The sequence below is a fragment of the Teichococcus vastitatis genome (assembly GCF_003604215.1).
GTDB classification, from domain to species: Bacteria; Pseudomonadota; Alphaproteobacteria; order Acetobacterales; family Acetobacteraceae; genus Pseudoroseomonas; species Pseudoroseomonas vastitatis.
In genome coordinates this window covers 1-18,758 of the sequence record NZ_QXGS01000045.1, presented here as the reverse complement: position 1 = coordinate 18,758, position 18,758 = coordinate 1, and the positions used below count along the sequence as shown (strand labels likewise).

Annotated in this window: 18 protein-coding genes; 11 read left to right on the top strand and 7 right to left on the bottom strand. The window is 66.3% G+C overall.

Annotated elements, in window-relative coordinates; genetic code table 11:
- Window positions 1-429 precede the first annotated feature (429 nt).
- On the bottom strand, window positions 430-1,053 hold the full coding sequence (locus D2K64_RS20870) for a helix-turn-helix transcriptional regulator (protein ID WP_120010306.1): 624 nt from the start codon (window positions 1,051-1,053) through the stop codon (window positions 430-432).
- A 42-nt stretch (window positions 1,054-1,095) separates the two neighbouring features.
- Here D2K64_RS20870 and D2K64_RS20865 point away from each other — a divergent pair, with 42 nt between their 5' ends.
- Both D2K64_RS20865 and D2K64_RS26295 read left to right on the top strand, forming a co-directional pair.
- On the top strand, window positions 1,096-1,785 hold the full coding sequence (locus D2K64_RS20865) for a B3/B4 domain-containing protein (RefSeq protein WP_120010305.1): 690 nt from the start codon (window positions 1,096-1,098) through the stop codon (window positions 1,783-1,785).
- The gene (locus D2K64_RS26295) at window positions 1,782-2,189 is read left to right on the top strand and encodes a LysE family translocator (protein ID WP_202910774.1); all 408 of its coding nucleotides are present in this window, start codon (window positions 1,782-1,784) and stop codon (window positions 2,187-2,189) included. The genes D2K64_RS20865 and D2K64_RS26295 overlap by 4 nt, the downstream gene beginning before the upstream one ends.
- A 639-nt stretch (window positions 2,190-2,828) precedes the next feature.
- Here D2K64_RS26295 and D2K64_RS20855 read toward each other — a convergent pair.
- The 3 genes from D2K64_RS20855 to D2K64_RS20845 form a co-directional block, all read right to left on the bottom strand.
- Entirely contained in the window at window positions 2,829-3,359 is a 531-nt protein-coding gene (locus D2K64_RS20855) for a nuclear transport factor 2 family protein (RefSeq protein ID WP_120010304.1), read from the bottom strand.
- Window positions 3,360-3,427: 68 nt separating this feature from the next.
- Window positions 3,428-3,775, bottom strand: coding sequence for an Atu4866 domain-containing protein (locus D2K64_RS20850; RefSeq protein WP_238384346.1), 348 nt, complete (start codon window positions 3,773-3,775; stop codon window positions 3,428-3,430).
- Window positions 3,775-4,503: an SDR family oxidoreductase gene (locus D2K64_RS20845; protein ID WP_120010302.1), complete on the bottom strand. Its 729-nt coding sequence runs from the start codon at window positions 4,501-4,503 to the stop codon at window positions 3,775-3,777. The genes D2K64_RS20850 and D2K64_RS20845 overlap by 1 nt, the downstream gene beginning before the upstream one ends.
- Window positions 4,504-4,648: 145 nt before the next feature.
- Between D2K64_RS20845 and D2K64_RS20840 the strand changes: the two genes are divergently transcribed.
- Complete coding sequence (locus tag D2K64_RS20840) at window positions 4,649-5,596, top strand: LysR family transcriptional regulator (RefSeq protein WP_120010301.1); 948 nt, start codon at window positions 4,649-4,651, stop codon at window positions 5,594-5,596.
- A 334-nt stretch (window positions 5,597-5,930) separates the two neighbouring features.
- Here D2K64_RS20840 and D2K64_RS20835 read toward each other — a convergent pair whose 3' ends face one another.
- Window positions 5,931-6,698, bottom strand: coding sequence for a TetR/AcrR family transcriptional regulator C-terminal domain-containing protein (locus D2K64_RS20835; protein WP_120010300.1), 768 nt, complete (start codon window positions 6,696-6,698; stop codon window positions 5,931-5,933).
- Between the two features lie 121 nt (window positions 6,699-6,819).
- On the opposite strand from D2K64_RS20835, the gene D2K64_RS20830 reads away from it, so the two are divergent.
- From D2K64_RS20830 to D2K64_RS20795, 8 genes are all read left to right on the top strand, one after another.
- The gene (locus D2K64_RS20830; RefSeq protein WP_120010299.1) at window positions 6,820-8,202 is read left to right on the top strand and encodes an aminotransferase family protein; all 1,383 of its coding nucleotides are present in this window, start codon (window positions 6,820-6,822) and stop codon (window positions 8,200-8,202) included.
- Window positions 8,203-8,227: 25 nt separating this feature from the next.
- Window positions 8,228-9,820, top strand: coding sequence for an ABC transporter substrate-binding protein (locus D2K64_RS20825; RefSeq protein WP_120010298.1), 1,593 nt, complete (start codon window positions 8,228-8,230; stop codon window positions 9,818-9,820).
- Between the two features lie 5 nt (window positions 9,821-9,825).
- The gene (locus tag D2K64_RS20820; protein ID WP_238384345.1) at window positions 9,826-11,988 is read left to right on the top strand and encodes a N,N-dimethylformamidase beta subunit family domain-containing protein; all 2,163 of its coding nucleotides are present in this window, start codon (window positions 9,826-9,828) and stop codon (window positions 11,986-11,988) included.
- 86 nt (window positions 11,989-12,074) lie between these two features.
- Window positions 12,075-13,667, top strand: a complete 1,593-nt coding sequence (locus D2K64_RS20815; protein ID WP_120010297.1) for an ABC transporter substrate-binding protein — start codon at window positions 12,075-12,077, stop codon at window positions 13,665-13,667.
- Window positions 13,668-13,669: 2 nt separating this feature from the next.
- Window positions 13,670-15,421, top strand: coding sequence for a GMC family oxidoreductase (locus D2K64_RS20810; RefSeq protein ID WP_120010296.1), 1,752 nt, complete (start codon window positions 13,670-13,672; stop codon window positions 15,419-15,421).
- A gap of 210 nt (window positions 15,422-15,631) precedes the next feature.
- Complete coding sequence (locus D2K64_RS20805) at window positions 15,632-16,624, top strand: Bug family tripartite tricarboxylate transporter substrate binding protein (RefSeq protein ID WP_120010295.1); 993 nt, start codon at window positions 15,632-15,634, stop codon at window positions 16,622-16,624.
- 57 nt (window positions 16,625-16,681) lie between these two features.
- The gene (locus D2K64_RS20800) at window positions 16,682-16,921 is read left to right on the top strand and encodes a hypothetical protein (RefSeq protein WP_120010294.1); all 240 of its coding nucleotides are present in this window, start codon (window positions 16,682-16,684) and stop codon (window positions 16,919-16,921) included.
- A gap of 102 nt (window positions 16,922-17,023) precedes the next feature.
- Entirely contained in the window at window positions 17,024-17,950 is a 927-nt protein-coding gene (locus tag D2K64_RS20795) for a c-type cytochrome (protein WP_120010293.1), read from the top strand.
- On the opposite strand, the gene D2K64_RS20790 is transcribed toward D2K64_RS20795, so the two are convergent.
- Together D2K64_RS20790 and D2K64_RS20785 are read right to left on the bottom strand one after the other, a co-directional pair.
- Complete coding sequence (locus D2K64_RS20790; protein ID WP_238384344.1) at window positions 17,938-18,480, bottom strand: c-type cytochrome; 543 nt, start codon at window positions 18,478-18,480, stop codon at window positions 17,938-17,940. The genes D2K64_RS20795 and D2K64_RS20790 overlap by 13 nt on opposite strands.
- A partial coding sequence (locus tag D2K64_RS20785; protein WP_162306227.1) for a cytochrome c oxidase assembly protein occupies window positions 18,464-18,758 on the bottom strand: 295 nt, incomplete at its 5' end. The genes D2K64_RS20785 and D2K64_RS20790, both read right to left, overlap by 17 nt.

Sequence of the window (18,758 nt, the reverse complement as noted above, 5' to 3'; positions counted from 1 at the left end):
GTCGATCAGCCCTGGCGCATCATGTCCATCGGCCTGCGCGAATGGGCTTATGGGTTCTGATCAATGGGATTTGGTATAAAGGCTGTTGCCTGCGTGTCTCGCCACAGCCATGCGGCGGTGAGCAGCAGCAGGGCCGTGGCCAAGGCGTTGGTCAGTGAGAGTGCATCCCATCCGGCCAGCCCTTCGGGCATTGGCCAAGCTACTCACCACCGAATCCGCGATCGAATAGCAGAAAGCGGCACATCGAGATGCCCCTCATCGGAGGCGCCCGGAACTCGGCAGTCTGCCGGTGGCCCCCGCAGCACCCCATTCCTACCGCTGGAGCGGTTGATCGGGCACCGTATTTCGAAGGTGCATCGGCCGTTCAAGTTCCGACGCACGTTGCCGAGCCCAACACGGGCCCTACCGCGTTTTCTCCGCAGCCGCGGCTCAGGGCAAAAAGTGCAGTCGTGTCCGCTGCAGTTCCACCACCGACATCACAAACCGCAACTCCGTGAACCCTGAATTGAGATAGGAATGCCCCGCCTCCGTGCGCGCGAGCACAGAGGAGCCGGATGTCACCAGCAGCTTCGTATGCTGCAGACTTAGAGTAAGTTCGCCGCCCTCTACATTGATGAGTTCTACGGTTCCAGGCGAGTGTCCGGGCGATTCATAAACCTCTCCCGGAAACATCTCCCAACGCCAGAGCTCAACCATGTCTGGACCTTGAGTTCCCGCCAAAAGCGTCGCGCTTCCGCCTCGGGGACCATGCCACAGGATGGAGGACACCTGCGGTTGCATGACCTGTGCTGGCACATCCGACGCCACATCCACGAAATCGGCTACGGACACCCCAAGGGCGGCCGCAGCCTTGCAGAGCGTCGCCACGCTCGGGTTGGCGCTGCCCTTTTCCATTTCCACCAACATGCCCTTGCTGATACCCGACCTGCGGGACAGTTCGTCGAGCGTAAACCTATTCTGCTTCCGATACAGCTTGAGCTTCCGGGATACAGCTGCGCTGACCTGTTCAGCGTTTGCACCAACTGAGGTCGATATATTGACTTTACGGATCATGGTCGATATATTAGTCGAATACGGTCAACAGGTTCCAGAGCTGTGTTCAAGAGCCCAATTATCGATGATCGCGTGTGGAAGATCGCTCCCGACTTCCGTGCACTGACTATCCATGTTGACAGCCGGGAGATCCAAAGTGGAGACCCCGCGCCCGATTCCTTGAAGGATGCTTGTGAGTTCGTGCTTGCCGGTGGACCGGCCTGGGCCGATGCGCATCTGGCGAGTTGGGTGACAGTCTACCAGCGGTTCGGTGCAAGGCCCAATCGCACGCCGTGTTCTGCCCAGGCTCTCCGCCGGCGGGTAATGAAGGATGGTGGCCTCGCCGTGATCAATCCTGTTGTCGACCTTTATAACGCGGTCAGCCTCCGCTACGCGGTCCCGATCGGCGGCGAGAACGACGATGCGTATGTCGGGCGACCACACCTGACGCTGGCGGACGGAACGGAGCGGTTCGACACCGTTGCCGATGGAAAGGTGGTAGTCGAAAATCCGGTATTGGGCGAGGTCATCTGGCGGGATGACATTGGTGTGACCTGCAGGCGATGGAATTGGCGGCAGGGTACACGGACGCGGCTCGACGCCATGACGGGCCGGATGTGGTTCATCCTTGAAAGTCTCGGCAGCATGCCGGACGATGCGCTTGAAGAAGCGGGTGAGATGCTCGTTAGCGGAATAAGCCGGCTGATGCCGGGCTGCGTGACCGAGAAGCGGAGGATCGCGGCTGCCGCGTGACGCCACCACCGGCCACCGACGCAACAGGCTGTCCGGCCCGGCGGCGGGAGTTCATAACGACGCCTGAGTTATCCCAGTTCGCGCTCTCCTGTGCGGCGGCCCTGTTGCTCGCTATCACATCCGGTCCAGCCCTCTTCTATGTTGCGGCGAGGACATTCGCGGCCGGTCGCACGGAAGGCGTTGCATCCAGCTTCGGCAATGGGCTCGGTGCCCTGGTCCATGTCGCGAGGGACAGGTTCGGCGTGTCTGCCGTCGTTTCCTCCAATACGAAGCCTTTCACTGTTCTGGAGTTAATGGGTTCAGCCTACCTCAACTGGATCGGCGTCCGCACGTTCCAAGCCGCCTGGCGCGAGGACGTGGGGGTATCGAGCAGGGGATCGATGGCGTCCTGGCCGAGGCGCTGAATCCGAAACAGCAGCCTTCTTCCTAACCTTCATCCTGCAATTCCTGGAGCCGGGCCAGGGCAAGACTGCCCTGCAGTTCATGGCGCTCGGCTTCGCATCACTCGCTTTCAGCGCGGTCGTTGATCTCGTCGTCGCCTTTGCGGCGGACGGCATCCGGGACGGTGCGGTGGCACGTCCCGTGCTGGTCCGACGATTACGGAAAACTTCAAGCACGGCCATGGCTGCGCTTGATTTCGACCTCGCTTTGGCCAGGTGCGCGGGCGCCTAACCAAGCAAGCCGCTCCAGAGATCGTCATTGAGTTCCCTCCGCCACTCGCAAGCCATCGAGCGATCCCCATGGTCTGGATGAGCTGATGCTGCCGGTGCAACTGCCTTCCAAGCAACACAGCCTTGCCGCGATCCACGAATTCGAACAACGAGGCTTCGAGTCGAAGTTGCCAGAACACCGGATCTTGGAGGATAGCACGGCCTGGCTTTGGCGGGCATGGGCGTGTCTGCCTCCCGGCGCAACGCTCAGGAAAAGGCCATTGAGCACCCGGGTAAACTCGGCGTCTTGCCTTATCAAACCGGTCCCCCGTGAACATCTTGGCGGCGCTCGGATATGAAAGCGCAGGTGAGACAGCGGGAAGGCGTGTCGTTCTACGGACTGCGCGGCTCGCTGGTGTCGACAACGTTCCGGTAGGCGAACAGATCAAGAAAGGCTTCGGCCTCCACGACAGAGCCGCCCTTCATCCGGAAGATCCACACGAACTGGTTGCTGTAAGGGCGTCCCGCAGTGGTTGTGGCGGCGGCTTCGAACCGGATAACAACTGTATCGTCTGCGGTCCAGATCCGGTGCAGCCTGGGCACGAGTGGCGCCGCGAGGCGGCTGAGAAGGGGCCGCGAAGCATGTTCGATGAATGCCTCTCGGCTCCGGTAGGTACCCGCTACTGGACCCGAGCCATGAATCGTCCAAGTCACGTCGGGCGCCAAGATCTCCGTGAAGACGTTGCGGCCTGCTGCCCATCCTTCGAAGGCTCGGCGAATGATCTCTTCGTTCTGGGTCTGCATACCGGCGTCGGCCCGTGCAGCACTGGTTTGTACAGGCGTCACGGCCAGTGCGAGCGACAGTGCGACAGGTAGACCACGGCCAGCCCTGGTGAGGGACCGGATCAAGGATTGCGGATTCATGGCTTCATCCCTTTGAATATCAAGATCTGCGGGCTGAGCGACGTGACTGGGGCCACAACAGCGGGTGGTCAGGGCGAAGGTGTTGGAGCGCTTGGCCAAAGCCGCCGACGCAGCACCATGCCGCCATGATGGAGAGTGTCGAGATCGACGAAGTCACCATCGGCCGTGAAGCCGGTGTCATCCCAATACTCGATGTGGCTGCCCGTCACCTCGTAGCGTCCCCGGTACGCGCTCTCCCGCTCACCGCGTGCTTCGTCATAGCGCCCGTCTGGCAGGAGCTCGTGCCGCACCCGTCCGTCGTCGGTGACCCACATGCCGGCGTAAGGATGCGTCACCCGCGCCGCGATCGGCTCCGCGGTCGTGGAAGTGGCCAGCGCCATGGCCAGAGCCGCCGCACTCGCGCTGAGAGGGCGCATCAGAATGCCGCCCTCGTCGGACGCACCACGATTTCGTTGACGTCGACATCCTCCGGCTGCTCCAGGACGTAGCGCACGGCGCGACCGATGGCATCCGGCTGAATCGCGACGGCGCGGTAGGTCTTCATGGCCTCCAGGGCCGCAGGATCGGTGATCGTGCCGGCGAGCTCGCTTGTCACCACGCCGGGATGAATGCAGGTGACGCGGATATCGTCGCGCTCCTGGCGCAGGCCGTCCGAGATCGCCCGCACGGCGAACTTGGTGGCGCAATAGACCGCCGCCGTGGGCGAAACCGTGAGCGCGCCCACCGAGGCGATGTTGACGACGTGGCCCGAGCCACGCGCCGTCATCTCCGGCAGCACGGCCGCGATGCCGTAAAGGACGCCCTTGATGTTGACGTCGACCATCTGCTCCCATTCCTCGACCTTCATCGAGGCCATGAGGGAAAGCGGCATGATCCCGGCATTGTTGACGATCGCGTCGACGCGACCGAAGGCATCCCGTCCCAGCTGGGCAAAGGCCGCGACGCTGCTGCGGTCCGTCACGTCGAGATGGCATGTCACGACGCGGGCGCCAGTGCCGCGAAGCTCCTCAGCAAGGGCTTCCAGGCGCTCCGTTCGGCGGGCGCCGAGTACCAGGCTCGCGCCGGCGGCCGCGAGTTCCCGGGCGATGCCGACGCCGATTCCGCTGGATGCGCCGGTGACGAGGACGACCTTCTCAAGAGACATGATGGCTTCTCTCCCATTCGGTTGGCCAGACTCCGTCCCATGAGCGCCAGGGACGAGGTGCTGGCCGGCAGGGGGCAAGCTAGGTTCTTCCCACTGGAAGGATAACCACTCTTCCGAAGACCACGCTGTTTAGTATAACTGGACAATGCGCCACGACCTCAACGCCCTCGTCGTCTTCGCCACCGTGGCGGAGGAACGGAGCTTCCGTGCCGCAGCCAACCGCCTGGGAGTCACGCGCTCTGCGGTCAGCCAGTCGATCCGGCGGTTGGAGGAGGCGCTCGGAACGGCGGTACTGCGCCGGACGACGCGAAGCGTCGGACTGACCGAGGCCGGCGAGCGGCTGCGCGGCGACATCGTGCCCGCGCTCGCCGAGATGCGCGCCGCCATCGATAATGCACGGGGTTTCGGCGGCGCCCCGCGGGGGCTGCTTCGCATCGCCGTGTCCTCGATCGCGGAAAGCTTCCTGTCCGGTCCACTCCTCGCCGGGTTTGGCCGAGCATTTCCGGACGTGCAGATCGACATCCTGGTCACGGACGAGGAGGGCGACATCGTGGAGATGGGCTTCGACGCGGGTGTCCGTTTGGGTGAGGTGATCGAGCAGGACATGATCGCCGTGTCTGTTTCCGATTATCAGCACCAGCTTGCCGTCTGCTCGCCGGCCTACCTCGCAGAACGCGGCCGGCCCGAACATCCGCGCGACCTAGTGAGGCATCGCTGCATCGGCTGGCGCCCGGCGCCGCATCATCCGCCTTACCGGTGGGAATTCGCGGAAGGGCGGCGGGAGTTTTCCGTCGACATGGCACCCGTGATCACCACCAATGACATGGGCCTGATGATCCGCATGGCGCTCAGCGGCGCCGGCATCACCTTTGGCATGGCGGACACGTTCCGGGGCTTCCTGGATCGCGGCGAACTTGTTGCCGTGCTGGAGGAGTTCAGCGCACCTTTTGCAGGGTTCTACCTTTATTATCCCACTCGCCGGAACGTCGAGCCCAAGCTTAGGGCGCTAATCGATTATGTCCAGCGTTACCGTCGTGGACACGCGCAGGACCAGCGTGATGCAGGGTCGCTGAAGCCAGAACATCCGCGATGACGATCCCGGATCATCGTGCGGATAAGGCTTCCAAGAACGATTATGTTCCCAAGAGCAAGGTTGCGGCAGCACCCAGGTGCCGATGGGAAGTGCAAGCCGCTGTCTCTTCGCGGCAGGCCCCCCGCACCGACTGCTCGATTGCTCCGGTGGTGGAGCGACTGGCAAGGCTCATGCCAAGATCAGGATGTGGGCGCGAGGCCTGATCCCCGTCTCGGCCACGAAGCGAGCGGATCAGGTCGATGGCTGATCGTCCTCCGATCAACAGCGGCTTCTGCTACCGGCCTGCCACTTGATAATGAAATCTTGGTCGCAGGCAATGCGACGGAGGCGGCGATCAAGGTGAAGGTCCGTCGAGTGACTTTTCCAGACCGCCGATGATGCAGCTTACGAAGATCTCGAAACTGCTATCCATCGGCGCAACCGCGCCATTCTGCCAGCGCAGGATAAAGGCGCGGTTCCTCAGGCGGGGCAGGAGCCGAACCAGATGCGGGTAACGCGTGGCATCAGCCTCGGCGAGACCCGCCTGGATATGGGCCTGCCAGGAGGCCAGGTCCTCCGTCGGGATGCGCGCAAGTTCCTGCGTCACGAAACCCACCAGCGCCGCCTGAATGGCATTGTAGGTTTCGCAGAGGCGCACCTCCGGCACCCCTGCCTCCGCCAAAACTGAAAGGATGGCCTCCACCAGGGCGAAATCGGGCCGGAGGTTCGAGACGGTGTCGGCACCGATCAGCGGCGCCGTGTTCGGATGCCGCCGGATCGCATCACGGAAACGGATGAACAGGCTTCGCAGCCAACTCTGCCAAGCCTGGCCGGGGAGGCGGGGCGGCACGCAATCCTTCAGCACCAGCCGGATGACTTCTGCCACCACCGCATCCCGGTTGCCGACATGCCAGACGATCACGCTGGCATTGACCCCGAGCGACCTCCCCAACCCTCGGAGGCTGAAGGCCGCCAAGCCCTTGCTGTCGATTTCGGCAAGGGCTGCGTCCAGGATCGTCTCCCGGCTGAGGCCCACCGCGACCGGTGCTGCACGTGATCGCCTGGGGTTCCGAGCCAAAATGTGTTCCCGACCTTCCAACATCCCCTGGCATGCCGCCTCCATACCAAGCCTAGAGCCGGCGAGGAAGCATCTTGCGCGGTGCGCAAGAGTGCGATCAACTCCGCTGCAAGCCTATTCGAAATGAATCTCGGCGCCCTGGAACAGAGCTGGCAGCGAGGCTTGCATGGACGACGCACGGAGTTCGCCGGAGATCGGCCTGGGCCTGCAGGCCTTCACGCGCCCACCTGGCGCGCCCGTCCTGCCACGCATTGCACGGGGAGACGGCATCTGGCTGATCGACACGGACGGCAACCACTATCTTGATGCCTCCTCAGGACCGGTCGCGAGCAATCTCGGCCATGGCCATCCGCGCATCCTGGCGGCGATGGAGGCACAGGCGCGGCAGGCGGTGTTCGCCTATCCCAGCCAGTTCGAGAGCGCTGCCAATCTGGAGTTTGCCGAGCGGCTGGGCCGCCTCGCCGGGCCGGGCCTCGACCGGGCCTTCATTGTTTCCGGCGGCTCCGAGGCGGTGGAAAGTGCTATCAAGTTCGCACGGCAGCATGCCGTCATCGCCGGGCAGGCGTCGCGCTGGAAGGTGATCGGCCGGCAGCCAGGTTATCACGGCAACACGCTGGGTGCGCTGGCTGTTTCCGGCGACGAGCACGCGCACGAGATTTTCGGAGCGATGATGCGTGCCGTGCCGCGCGTGCCGGCGCCGCTGAGCTACCGCCTTCCGCCCAACCACACGGTGGAGAGCCACGCACGGGCCTGTGCCGCCGCGTTGGAGGAAGCGATCCTCCGCGAAGGGCCGGAAACGGTGCTGGCCTTCATCATGGAACCCGTCGGCGGGCTCGCTACGGGGGCGCTGGTGGCACCGGCCTCCTACTATGAGGCGGTGCGGCAGATCTGCACGCGCCACGGCGTGAAGCTGATCTTCGACGAGGTCATGAGTGGCGCCGGGCGTACGGGCCGCTTCCTGGCGGCCGACCACTGGCCGGCGGCGCGGCCCGACATCGCTGTGGTGGCAAAAGGACTTTCCGCCGGATATGCGCCGCTTGGCGCCATGCTGGCTTCCGCCGAGATGGTGCGCATGGTGGCTGAGGCCGGCGGCTTCATGCACGGGTTCACCTACAATGCGCATGTGATGGGCTGCGCCATCGGCGCCGCCGTGTTGCGGGAGGTCGAGGAGGCCGACCTCATAGGAAATGCCGCCCGCATGGGCGCGCTGCTGCGGCAGCGGTTGGAGGCGCTGGCGATGCGCAATCCACTGGTCGGCGACATACGCGGCCTCGGCTTGCTACTGGCGCTGGAACTGGTCAGCGACCAGCACAGCCGCGCGATGATCCCGCTGCAGAAGGTGGCGCCGGCTCGGGTGCAGCAGATCGCGATGCGTCACGGGCTGGCGCTCTATTGCCGCCGCACCTCGCGCGGCGCCTATGGCGACTGGCTGATGCTGTCGCCGCCGCTGATCATCACGGCGGATGAGGTCGATATCCTTGCCGGGCGTCTCGGTGCCGTCCTGGACGAGTATGCTGCCGAGCTGCGGCTGGAGGGTGTCCTTCGCTGAGATCAGCCACACGGGAGAACAGGCTATGCGTCAGTTGATCACGCGCCGTGGCGCGCTCCTGCTGGGTGGAGCGGCCCTCGCGGCCCCCTCTGTTTCCTATGCGCAGCGCGCTGACCCGCGCGTGCTGCGTTTCGTGCCGCAGGCGGCGCTCTCCATTGTCGATCCCATTGCCTCGCTTGCCGGCGTTGCGGTGAACCACAGCTTCTATGTCTATGACACGCTCTATGGCCTGGACGCGCAGATGCGCCCCCAGCCGCAGATGGCGGAGAGCCACACCACCTCGGATGACGGCCTGCGATGGACCATCCGCCTGCGCGAGGGATTGTTCTTCCATGATGGCGAGCGGGTGCGCTCACGCGATTGCGCGGCCAGCCTGCGCCGCTGGTGCGGCCGCGACACTTTCGGCCGCACGCTCGGCAGCGCCGTGGCCGAGTGGCAGACGCCGGATGACCGCACGCTGGTGATCCGCCTTTCCCGCCGCTTCCCTCTGCTGCTGGACGCGCTGGCCAAGCCCGGCACAAGCCCCGCCTTCATCATGCCTGAGCGCATCGGCAACACGGAGGCGACCAAGCCCTTCACCGAGGTGGTGGGCTCCGGCCCCTACCGCTTTGTGGCCGACGAATTCGTTCCTGGCAGCCGCGCCGCCTACCGCAAGTTTGATCGCTATCAGCCCCGGCAGGAGGCGCCGGAATGGACCTCGGGCGGCAAGGTCGCCCATTTCGAGCGTGTCGAATGGATGATGATGCCGGACCAGGCAACCGCCGCCGCGGCACTGCAGGCGGGTGAGGTGGATTGGTGGGAACAAGTGGGCGCCGACCTGATCCCGCTGCTGCGCCGCGACCGCGGCATCACCATCGCCAATGGTGACCCGGCCGGCTACATGGGCGTGCTGCGCTTCAACCACCTGCATCCGCCATTCAACAACGCGAAAGCGCGACAGGCCGTGCTCGCCGCCATTCAGCAGCCCGACTTCATGGGCGCCGTCACCAACAGTGACGAAACCGCCTACAATGTCTGCCATTCGTTCTTTCCCTGCACCACGCCCTATGGCCGCGCCTCCGCGCCCGACCCGATGGCCGCGCCGAGCCTGGACCGCGCCCGCGCCTTGCTGAAGGAAAGCGGCTATGCGGGGGAGAAGGTGATCCTCCTCAACCCGTCGGACTTCGCCTCCATTGCGCCGTTCGGGCTGATCGCGCATGACCTGCTGACCCGCATCGGCTTCAACGTGGACCTCGTGGCGACGGACTGGGGCAGCGTCCTCGGCCGCATCGTCCAGCGCAAGCCACCCGCAGAGGGGGGGTGGAGCCTGTTTCCCGTGTGGTGGAGCGGCATGGGCGTCGTAACGCCGAGCCAGAACGCGCTGATCCGCGGCCAGGGTGAGGGCGGCTGGACCGGCTGGTACGAAAGCGCGGAAATGGAAGCTCTGAACAGCCGCTGGCTTGCCGCCGAAGCCGAGGGGGAGCGGAAGCGGATCGGCGCAGAGATGCAGAATCTCGCCTTCCGCGACGTACCGACTGTGCCGTTGGGGCAGTTCTTCATCCGCACCGCCTATCGCACCTCGCTGACCGGCATGCTGGAGGGCCCGCGTCCCGTGCCGTGGAACCTGCGTCGGGCCTGACAGCGATGCTGCCACCCATCACCGGCTATCTTGATCGGCTTTCCCGCCGCCCGGGCGAGCGGATCACCGCCCATGTCAGCCTGCGCGAGCCCGGGCCCTGCCGCGCACGGCTGGTGCGCGTCGTCTCGGCCGATCCCAACCCCGCCGGACCCGGCTTGGATCTGCAGCCCGTGCCCTTCGACCATGCCTTCGAGGGCGAGCATCAGCCGGTGAGGCTCGGTTCCTGGGGATTGGTGCAGGGCGATCCAGGGCTGGAGCCGCATGAGCCGCGCTGCTGGGCAGTGCTGGTGCAACTCCTCGCGGACCTGCCCGCCGCCACGGTGCTGGCAACGGAAGGCGGCGACGGTGTCGTGATCCGCGCCGCGGCTGATGGCGCCGAGGCGGAGATCGCGATCGCTGGCGTGACCACCCGCTTGCGGACGGCGGTGCCGATGCGCGCGGCGATCTGGTACCGCGTCTGGCTCTCGCATGACCCGGTGACAGGACGGGTAGTATTGGGTCAGGCACCGTTCGGCGCGGCGGGCGGCGCCGCGGTTTCGGCCTCGGTTCCGGCGGCCGACATGGCACGTTGCTCCGCCATGACCTTCGCCGCCCGGGACGCGGCGGCGCCACGGGATCATTTCACCGGCAAGCTCGAGGATCCGCTGGTGGCCGCCGCCTTCATCGAGAGCTGGCCAGAGCCGCAGCATCTCCCTGCCTCGGCTGGAAGCCTGCGCGCACGATGGAATTTCTCCGTCGGCATCGCGTCCGATGCATTCTCAGACACCGGCGCCGCTGGCCTGCACGGCACGCTGTTCAACATGCCGGTGCGCGGCGCGGTGGGTGCCGCCTGGACGGGGCGCGAGACCTGTTGGCGGCACGCGCCGGACGAATATGCCGCCATCCACTTCCACGCGGATGACCTGGAGGATTGCGGCTGGAAGCCCTCCTTCACCTTCGACGTGCCGCGGGATATGCGAAGTGGCGCCTATGCCTTTCATCTCACCTGTGACGGCGGCGAGGACTGGCTGCCCTTCTACGTCCTGCCGCGCCGTGGTGAGGCCCAGGCGCCCGTTGCCTTCCTGGCCTCCACCTTCACCTATCAGGCCTATGCCAACCACGCCCGCGGCAATGCCGACGCAGCCTACAAGGCGCGAGCCGTTGCCTGGGGCGCCTATCCGCACAATCCGGACGACGTCCACGCCTTCGGGCACTCCACGTACAATCGCCACCCCGATGGCAGCGGCATCTCGCTTTCCTCCCGGTTGCGGCCGATCCTGACGATGCGGCCTGGCTTCCTCACCTTCAACGACCCGAAGGGCTCCGGCCTGCGGCATTACCCGGCGGATTCTCATCTTCTCGCCTGGCTGGAGGCCCGTGGCATCGATTTCGACGTCATCACCGATGAGGATCTCGACGATGAGGGCACCTCGCTGCTGTCGCCTTACAGCGTCGTCCTCACCGGCTCCCATCCCGAGTACCATACGGAGCGGATGCTGGATGCGCTGACAGCCTATCGCGATCGGGGCGGGCGTCTCTGCTACCTGGGCGGCAACGGCTTCTACTGGCGCATCGCGCGTGACCCTGCGCGGCCGCACATCATCGAGATCCGCCGTGCCGAGGGCGGCATCCGCGCCTGGGCGGCCGAGGCCGGAGAATACTACCACCAGATCGATGGCGCCCTGGGTGGGCTGTGGCGGCGCAACCGCCGGCCGCCCCAGGCGCTGGTGGGCGTCGGCTTCAGCGCGCAGGGTCTGTTCGAGGGCACCTTCTACCGCCGCCTGCCGGCCTCCGAAGACCCGCGTCACGCCTGGATCTTCGAGGGCGTGCCGGAGGTGATCGGTGATTACGGGCTCTCAGGCGGGGGCGCGGCCGGGTTCGAGCTGGACCGGGCCGATCCGCGCCTCGGCACCCCGCCGGACACCGTCATCCTGGCGCGGTCCGAGCAGCCTCCGGCCTCCTTTGTCACGGTGCCGGAGGAGTTGCTCTCGCACATCGCGACCGTCACCGGAGAGAGCCCGGAGGCTTTGAAGCGGGCGGAGATCGTCTTCTTCGAGGTGCCGGGTGGTGGCGCGGTCTTTGCCGTGGGCTCCATCACCTTCTGCGGCAGCCTGTGGAACGGAACGGCCTTCGATGGCCCGGTCTCCCGCATGCTGGAGAACGTGGTGCGCCGCTTCGCCGGACTCTGAACCGGCCCTGTGAGATCTCATGATCCAATCAGGCCTGGCGGCATTCCATCGCCGCTGGGACTGACAAGACCGAGGATGCCAGAAGAATGAAATCCAATCCCGGCCGCCGGAGCCTCCTGCAGGCTTCGGGAGCGCTTCTTCTGCCATGGGGCGCGCCGCGTCTCGCGCGCGCGGCCACGCCCGCCACGCTGCGCTTCGTGCCGCAGGCCAACCTATCGACGCTCGATCCGGTCTTCACCACGGCGGCGGTGACGATCACCCATGGCTACTGCGTGTTCGACACCCTTTACGGCGTCGATGCCCGGATGCAGGCGAAGCCGCAGATGGCCGAGGGCGCCACGGTGTCCGAGGACAATCTCACATGGCTGATCCGCCTGCGGGAAGGGTTGCGCTTCCATGATGGCGAGCCGGTCCGGGCCCAGGATTGCGCGGCGAGCCTCGCGCGCTGGAGCAGGCGGGACACCTTCGGGCAGACCCTCGGCGCCGCCGTGCAAGCCTTCGAAGCGGCCGACGACCGTACCATCCGCATCCGCCTGAAGCGCCCCTTTCCCCGCCTGCTCGATGCCATCGGCAAGCCGCACTCCTCCCCCGCCTTCATCATGCCTGAACGGCTGGCAGCGACGGATCCGAACAAGTCGGTGACGGAGATGATCGGTTCCGGCCCCTTCCGCTTCATGCCGGACGAGTTCATCTCCGGCAGCCGCGCCGTGTACACCCGCTTCGCCGACTACAGGCCGCGGGCCGAGGCTCCGGACTGGACCTCCGGCGGCAAGCAGGCGCATCTCGACCGCATCGAGTGGATCATCATGCCCGATCCGGCGACGGCGGCGGGCGCGCTCCAGGCCGGCGAGATCGACTGGTGGGAGCAGGCTCTGCCCGACCTGATCCCGACGCTGACGCGCCGGCGGGGCATCACCGTGCAGCGGCAGGACCCTTACGGCTTCATCGCCCATGCCCGTTTCAATCATCTGCAGCCGCCCTTCAACAACCCGAGGCTGCGCCGCGCCGTCCTCTCCGCCCTGCGGCAGGAGGATTACATGCGCTCGATCGTCGGCGACGACCCGGATGTCTGGCGCCTCTGCCGCGCCATGTTCCCCTGCGGCCTGCCCGACGTGACCGAGGCCGGGGTGCAGGACATGCCCGCCAGCCTGGAGGCCGCCCGCGCGGCGGTGAAGGCCAGCGGCTACAATGGCGAGACGGCGGTCATCCTCAACCCGGCCGATTATCCCTCCATCTCCCCGCACGGGCTGCTGACGGCGGAGCTGCTGCGGCAGATCGGCATCAAGGTGGACCTGCAGGAGATGGACTGGGGCACGGTGCTGCAACGCCGCCTGTCGCGCGAACCGGTGGAGAAGGGCGGATGGAGCATCTACCACACCAACTGGCCCAGCGTGTCCATCGCCAACCCGGCGATGAACGCCACCATTCGCGGGCAGGGCAGTACCGGCTGGACCGGATGGTATGAGAGTGCCGAGATGGAACGCCTGACCCTCGAATGGCTGGACGCCGCGACGCCGGAGGATGGCCGCCGGCTGATGGACCAGATCCAGCGTGTGGCCTTCGATGACGTGCCCAGCCTGCCGCTCGGCCAGTATTTCTCCCGCACGGCCTATCGGGAGAATGTCACCGGCATCCTGCCCGGCTCGGCGGCCTTCTTCTGGAACGTCCGGAAGGGTTGAGCATGCCGGAGATCCCCCCCATCGCGCGGGACGCAGCACGTTTCGACGTGGTGATCCTGGGTGGCGGTTCCGCCGGCTGCGTGCTGGCGGCACGGCTGAGCGAGGATACCGCCCGCAAGGTGCTGCTGGTGGAAGCCGGTCAGGATCTGCGGCCGGGCGAGATGCCGCCGGAGATCGCTTCTCCCTATCCGGGACGGGCTTATTTCAACAGCGCCTGGACCTGGGGCGGGCTGCAGGTGGCGATGGGCAAGGACCCGTCCAACACCGGCCAGGCCACCATGCGGCCCTATGAGCAGGCGCGCATCCTGGGCGGCGGATCCTCCATCAACGGCATCGGTGCCAACCGCGGCTCGCCGCATGATTATGCGGAATGGGAGGCCGAGGGCGCGGCGGGCTGGGGCTGGTCTGACGTGCTGCTTTATTTCCGTAAGCTGGAGCAGGATCTCGACCTCGCCAGCGATGCCGACCTGCATGGCGCTGATGGCCCGCTGCCGATTCAGCGCGTGCCGCGTTCCCGGCACACGCCCTTCGCCCGGCAGGTGGAGGCGGAGCTGGGCCAGCAGGGATATGCGACGCGGGAGGACCAGAACGGTGCCTGGGAAGACGGTGTCTTTCCCATCACCGTCAATCTGGACCGCAGCGGCCATCGTTCCTCCACGGCCACCGTCTATCTGACCCAGGCCGTGCGTGCCCGCCCCAACCTGACGCTCTGGACAGGCACCGAGGCGGAGCAGGTGTTGTTCGAGGGCAAGAGGGCCATTGGCGCGCGGCTGCGGCGGGGCCATGAAGGCCTCGATGTTGCGGCGCCGCTGGTCATCGTCAGCAATGGTGCATTGCACTCCCCTGCTTTGTTGCTGCGCAGCGGCGTGGGACCGGGAGCGGCGCTGAACCAGCTGGGTATTCCCGTGGTGGCGGTGCGCGCGGGCGTCGGGCGGAACCTGCTGGAGCATCCCTCCATCGGCGTTTCCGCCTTCATCCGCCCGGATGTGCGCCTGCCCACCGGCGAGCACTATCATATTCAATCCATCCTGCGCTGGTCCTCCGGCCTCGACGGAACGCCGCCGGGGGATATGCACCTCGCCGTCAACACTCGTTCTGGCTGGCACGCGGTGGGGCACCGCATCGCCACGCTGTTCAACTGGGTGAACAAATCCTATTCCCGGGGCAGCGTCACCCTGGCCTCGCCCGATCCATCCGTTCGGCCGGTGGTGGATTTCCGCATGCTGTCGGATGAGCGGGATCTGGTGCGACTGGCCCAGGCCTTCCGGCTGGCGGCAGGCGTACTGCGCGCACCCTCCCTCAGCGGTCTGGTGATGGAGGCCTTCCCCTCCACCTATTCCGCCCGGGTGAAGAAGCTGCTGCAGCCATCCTGGCAGAACGGCGTGATGACTGCCCTGGCCGGACCGGTGATGGACCGCGTGCCAATGGTGCGGTCCCGCATCCTGGCCATGGCGCAGGAGGGCAATCCGCCGCTGGATGTTCTGTGCCAGGACGACGCGGCGCTGCGGCTGCATCTCCGGCGCCACGTCGGCGGTGTCTGGCATCCCTGCGGCACCTGCCGGCTCGGCGCGCAGGATGACGATTTGGCGGTCTGCGATCCCACAGGCCGGGTGATCGGCGTGGAGGGGCTGATGGTCTGCGATGCCTCCGTCATGCCGACCATCCCCTGCGCCAACCTGAACGTGCCGGTGATCATGATTGCTGAGAAGATGTCAGACGGGATCCGCACGAGGTTCAGGAACTCGCCCATCTAGCGCTCTGGGGGTCGAGGTGGTGACATCCTGGCGCTCCACCGATCCGCGGGCAGCGCAGCGCGATGGGTCCTTCCACGTGGCCGGTACTCTGCAGCTGAGCCCGGCAGGGACCAACCGATGCCGGACCGTGAAATAGGACAGCTTGGCTCACTTGATCATGTTCCGCAGCCGACAGCATACCGAGGCTGAATTTTCGTTCGGAGATCGCGCATGTTCCGTCACCCGGCCCGCCGCCAGTTGCTCGGCGCAGGTCTCGGCCTCGCTGGAGCGGCCGTTCTGCCCGATCTCCCGTCGGCTGCCGAGAACTGGCCCAGCCGTCCCGTGCGGCTGTTGATCCCCTTTCCTCCCGGCCAGGCGACGGACACGATCCTGCGTTATCTCGCAGATGAACTCTCGAAACGGTGGCCGCAGCGCATCGTGGTGGAAAACCGCGCAGGCGGCGCGGGCGTGGTCGGGATGGAGGCCGGGGCACGATCCACGCCTGACGGCTATACCCTGATCGCCTCGACCAGCGGCACCAACGGGATCAATCCGAGCATCATCCCGAACCTGCCTTACGACGCGTTGCGTGACTTCACCTACATCACCACGGTTTTCACCGTGCCGCTGATGATCGTCGCCCATCCCCGCTTCGCCCCGAACACTGTGCCCGAGCTGATCGCGGCGGCGCAGGCCGATCCCGGCGGGATCAACTATGGCAGTGGCGGCCCGGGCACCTCGCAGCACCTCTCGGCCGAGATGTTTGCCAGCCGCGGCGGCGTGAAGTTGACGCATGTGCCCTATAAGGGATCGGGACCCGCGATGGCCGATCTGATCGCCGGCAACATCCCCATGATGTTCGACAGCGTCGCGAGTGCCCTGCCTCATGTCCAGGGAGGACGGATCAAGGCCGTCGCCGTCACCTCGGCCATGCGGGCCCCGCAACTGCCCGCGATCCCGGCGATTGCCGAAACACTGCCTGGCTATGAGGCGATCGGTTGGGGCGGCCTCTGCGTTCCCGCGGCGGCGCCACGGGAGGTGGTTGAACGGATCAATGCCGATGTGATCGGCATGCTCCGCGATCCACGGATCGCCGCCCGCATGCTGGAACTGGGCGGAACCGCGGCGCCGCAGACCCTCGAGGCAGCCACTATCTTCGTTGCCGGCGAGATCCAGAAATGGGGTGCCGTCGCGCAAGCTGCCGGAGTGAAGCTCGAAGGCTGATTCTGGCAGGACGGCACCGGGCTGCGGCATTCCTGCCGGCTTCGTCAGGCGGGCCTGGTGGCGCAGCGCCATGGCATCGTCGAGCACCACCTGATCCAGGCCGCCCGCCAGCCCGGCCGCATCGGCAATGTCGCCATCGTGCGGCAGGGGGGCGACTTATGGCTGGCGCGGTTCGCGCGGGCGAAGCAGGCCGATGCTCGCTTGCTTCGAGTCCGTTCTGCACATGTCGGACAGGCTGACCAACTCGCGGAACGGCGGATGGTTTTCAGGACCCGGGGCCGATCCGGCATCCCGTGACGTTACCTTCGGGTAAGGGGCCGCCCGCTGAAGCCGGAACCCGATCGATGCATTGTACTCCGAAGCACGCGCCCTTTCCGCCCTCCCCACAACAGGATTGGCATGCCTCGCACCCTCGTCTTCATCGCCGCCATGCTGGCCCTGTCGGGCGCTGGGCTCGCCTGGATCGTGACGGCAGCCCGGCCGGCCTTCGGCGAAGTGGATGCCGCGCGCTTCGAAAATGGCGACCCCCTTCGGGGCCAACGCATCTTCGACGCGGGGCAATGCTCCTCCTGCCATGCCACACCCGGCCAAGGGAGCCGCCTGCGGCTGGGGGGCGGACTGGCGCTCGGATCGCCCTACGGCACATTTCATCCGCCCAACATCTCGCCTGACCCGCAGGAGGGCATCGGCACATGGCGCGGCGTCGATCTGGCCAATGCCCTGCTGTCCGGCGTATCGCCGGAGGGCCAGCATTATTATCCGGCTTTTCCCTACTCTAGCTACGTCCGGATGCAGGCTGAGGATGTGCGGGACCTCTGGGCCTATCTGCGCAGCCTGAAGCCCGCACCGGATCGCTCCCTGGCCCACGAGCTGCCGATTCCATTCACCATCCGCCGGGGCCTGGGCTTTTGGAAGCTGCTTTTTCTGGAGCGGGGACCGATGCCTGACGAGCCGGAGCGCGGCGATGCCTGGAATTGCGGCCACTATTTGACAGAGGCGATCGCGCACTGCGCCGAATGTCATTCGACGCGGAACCTGGCAGGCGCCATCAAGCCGGAGGCGCGTTTCGCCGGAGGCCCTGACCAGGAGGGAGCGGGCTATGTTCCCAACAACACGCCGCAGGCCATCGGACACTGGTCGGTAGGCGACCTGGTGGAAGTGCTGACAACCGGCCGAACACCGGGTCTGCGGGTCGTGAAATCCTCGATGGATGATGTGGTCAAGAACATGGCGGCCCTGCCGGAGGAAGACCGTCGCGCCATCGCCACCTATATCCATTCTCTTCCGCCGCGTCCGACGCCGGGCTTCTCGAACTATCGCGCGTAGAGGTAGGCGGCCACGTCGCGCGCCTCGGCTTCGGTGATGCCGGTGGCCGGCATGGCGGTCTGCGGCGAGAGCGCGCGCGGATCGACGATCCAGCGGATCATCGGCTCCGGGCTGTTGCGGGCCACGCCGCCGACGAAGACCCGCTCCCGCATCCCGGACAGCGGGCCGGCGACCTTTCCGTCCGCGCCCGGCACGCCCGGGATGGTGTGGCAGCCGCCGCAACCGTAGCGCGTCATCAGGTCCGGGCCGCGGTGCGGATCGCCTCCCGTCAGGGCGGTCGCGATCGCCTGCCGCTCCCGCCGCTGCATGAAGCTCCAGCCGCCAAGGCCGAGGCCGCCGAGAAGCAGAAGAACCATCGCCGCCCAGACGGCCGCACGGAAGCGCCATCGGGAAGGAGAAGAGGGACCAAGCTCCGCCGAAGGGGCAGAGGCAGGCGCGGCTGGACCCGGCCGCGACGCGGCCCAGACCAGCAGCAGGGCGGTCAGCCCAGCCCAAGCCAGCCAGGCGCGGCGCTCACGGGGGAAGCGCATTGTCGGCTCTCCAGGCCTGTCCGGGCCGGCGCAGCCAGGCGGCGAAGAAAGGCAGCGCCGCGCCGGCATATACCGTTCCCGCCGGAATCCACATCACAAGGCCTGCCAGTTGCTGATCCTCCAACGGTGTCAGGCCCCAGAGGCCAGCCTGGGCAGTCTGGACGCCATAGAGCACGCGCGGCGCAAAGGTCAGCAGGGCACCTAGCTGTCTGGTCGCGGAACATTGTTGGGATCCGGTTGGGCTGGCGATCGTAGAGTACCAGCGTCGGTTCGAGCGC

Coding starts and splice junctions, on each gene's coding strand:
- D2K64_RS20845 (WP_120010302.1), bottom strand. CDS start 4,503: ATGTCTCTTGAGAAGGTCGTCCTCGTCACCGGCGCATCCAGCGGAATC.
- D2K64_RS20820 (WP_238384345.1), top strand. CDS start 9,826: ATGCTGCCACCCATCACCGGCTATCTTGATCGGCTTTCCCGCCGCCCG.
- D2K64_RS20840 (WP_120010301.1), top strand. CDS start 4,649: ATGCGCCACGACCTCAACGCCCTCGTCGTCTTCGCCACCGTGGCGGAG.
- D2K64_RS20870 (WP_120010306.1), bottom strand. CDS start 1,053: ATGATCCGTAAAGTCAATATATCGACCTCAGTTGGTGCAAACGCTGAA.
- D2K64_RS20810 (WP_120010296.1), top strand. CDS start 13,670: ATGCCGGAGATCCCCCCCATCGCGCGGGACGCAGCACGTTTCGACGTG.
- D2K64_RS20855 (WP_120010304.1), bottom strand. CDS start 3,359: ATGAATCCGCAATCCTTGATCCGGTCCCTCACCAGGGCTGGCCGTGGT.
- D2K64_RS20815 (WP_120010297.1), top strand. CDS start 12,075: ATGAAATCCAATCCCGGCCGCCGGAGCCTCCTGCAGGCTTCGGGAGCG.
- D2K64_RS20830 (WP_120010299.1), top strand. CDS start 6,820: ATGGACGACGCACGGAGTTCGCCGGAGATCGGCCTGGGCCTGCAGGCC.
- D2K64_RS20835 (WP_120010300.1), bottom strand. CDS start 6,698: ATGGAGGCGGCATGCCAGGGGATGTTGGAAGGTCGGGAACACATTTTG.
- D2K64_RS20795 (WP_120010293.1), top strand. CDS start 17,024: ATGCCTCGCACCCTCGTCTTCATCGCCGCCATGCTGGCCCTGTCGGGC.
- D2K64_RS20825 (WP_120010298.1), top strand. CDS start 8,228: ATGCGTCAGTTGATCACGCGCCGTGGCGCGCTCCTGCTGGGTGGAGCG.
- D2K64_RS20790 (WP_238384344.1), bottom strand. CDS start 18,480: ATGCGCTTCCCCCGTGAGCGCCGCGCCTGGCTGGCTTGGGCTGGGCTG.
- D2K64_RS20805 (WP_120010295.1), top strand. CDS start 15,632: ATGTTCCGTCACCCGGCCCGCCGCCAGTTGCTCGGCGCAGGTCTCGGC.
- D2K64_RS20850 (WP_238384346.1), bottom strand. CDS start 3,775: ATGCGCCCTCTCAGCGCGAGTGCGGCGGCTCTGGCCATGGCGCTGGCC.